This is a genomic window from Mesorhizobium sp. P2_F8, assembly GCF_056403655.1.
This window is the reverse complement of sequence record NZ_JBFUFB010000104.1, coordinates 1-1,279: the sequence shown is the minus strand read 5'-3', so window position 1 is coordinate 1,279 and position 1,279 is coordinate 1. Positions and strand designations below refer to the sequence as shown.

At 60.3% G+C, this 1,279-nt stretch carries 1 protein-coding gene and 1 pseudogene; one reads left to right on the top strand and one right to left on the bottom strand.

Features of this window, described 5'->3' with window-relative positions; genetic code table 11:
* Positions 1–555, top strand: a 555-nt coding sequence (locus tag AC1DZP_RS36200; RefSeq protein WP_477309145.1) for a hypothetical protein, incomplete at its 5' end; no start/stop codon positions are given.
* 521 nt (positions 556–1,076) lie between these two features.
* Here AC1DZP_RS36200 and AC1DZP_RS36195 read toward each other — a convergent pair.
* Positions 1,077–1,279: pseudogene (locus AC1DZP_RS36195) on the bottom strand (hypothetical protein); the annotation flags it as partial.

The following is a 1,279-nucleotide window of genomic DNA, read 5'->3' as shown; positions in this document are numbered from 1 at the left end:
ATGAACCGCTGGTTCCAGATGCTGGGCGAAGCTGGCACTCGTCCTGACAGGCTCCAGATGGTGAGCGCGATGACCCCGCAGGAAATCCTTCGCGCGGCAGCCACTCACAACGGTGAACGCTCGGTCGTCTTGATCGATACGGAAGGCACCACAAACGATAACCTCATGGCCGGGCTCTTCGCCGCCGATATTGTCGTCGTGCCGGTCTATTTTGCCCTCGACGATGTGACCGCCGCCATCCAGATCACTGACCACTACATCCCGCTGGCGGTCGAGAGCCGGGGGAGACCGCTGCCTGCGATATTCGTGCTGACCAAGCAGACCATCATCGATGGCAGGGCGCGAGCACTGACCGAACTGCGCGCCATCATCCAGGCCAACGGCACGCCSATTGCAGAACACGTCCTGCAYAATCGCGTTGCCTACCGYGACCTYCAGACCGGGCAGACCCTTTACAGCCCCGCGGTGCCTGATGCGAAGGCGATTGCCGAGAGTGAAGGGGTCTTTGACGACCTTCTGCAAACCTTCATCGAAGCCACAAGGAACGCGGCATGAGCGAAGAAACCGCACCGAAACCCGGTGACGACAAGAAGGCCCGCATGATGAAGGCGATCTCCACGCAGCCGCCAGCGCTGCCGAGCATGTTCATCCCACCGAAGGTTGAGACGTCAGGGACCAAGSAGCAAGCTACGCYACAGRTGCAGGWRCCGACAAASCCGTCMCCGGCRGTCGGGCCCGATTTCCGCAAGCTGCTGCGRCAGGGTCAGAAAAAGGAYCCCATCGCCGGMAAGAAGATTCGCGAGGAGGAGATGATCCGCTGCGGSTACTAYCTGACGGCTGCGGAGCAGCGGCAGTTCAAGTTGCTGGCGATCAGCAACGGGCACAGCATGACCGARCTGCTGCGAAAGGCTGTSCAGGACTATATCCGCATYCATAAGCACAAACTSCCKAAGGAATAATCGGCGGTTTGGAGTCGCTGTCTCTTGCTGTAGAGGGTGATGTTCGTGGCTCTTTTGCGGCGCGCAAAAAAAGGGCCCGCGACGGAACACTCCGTCGCGGGCCCTGATACGTGTTGCCTACTTGGGTTGGTTGAGGTGTTTCAGCATCTGGCCGAAGATTGTGTCTCGCATTGGACGCCCGCTGGCTGCCGCTTTGTCGTCGGCCAGCTTTGCGGCCAGTCCGGGCGACAGCAGCATGAAGTCGTAGCCGTGCGAGATGRCTGCGCGGTGAAGATCCTCAAGCGTTTCGAACGCGTGATCGTGGGTGCCGAGCCAAAGAC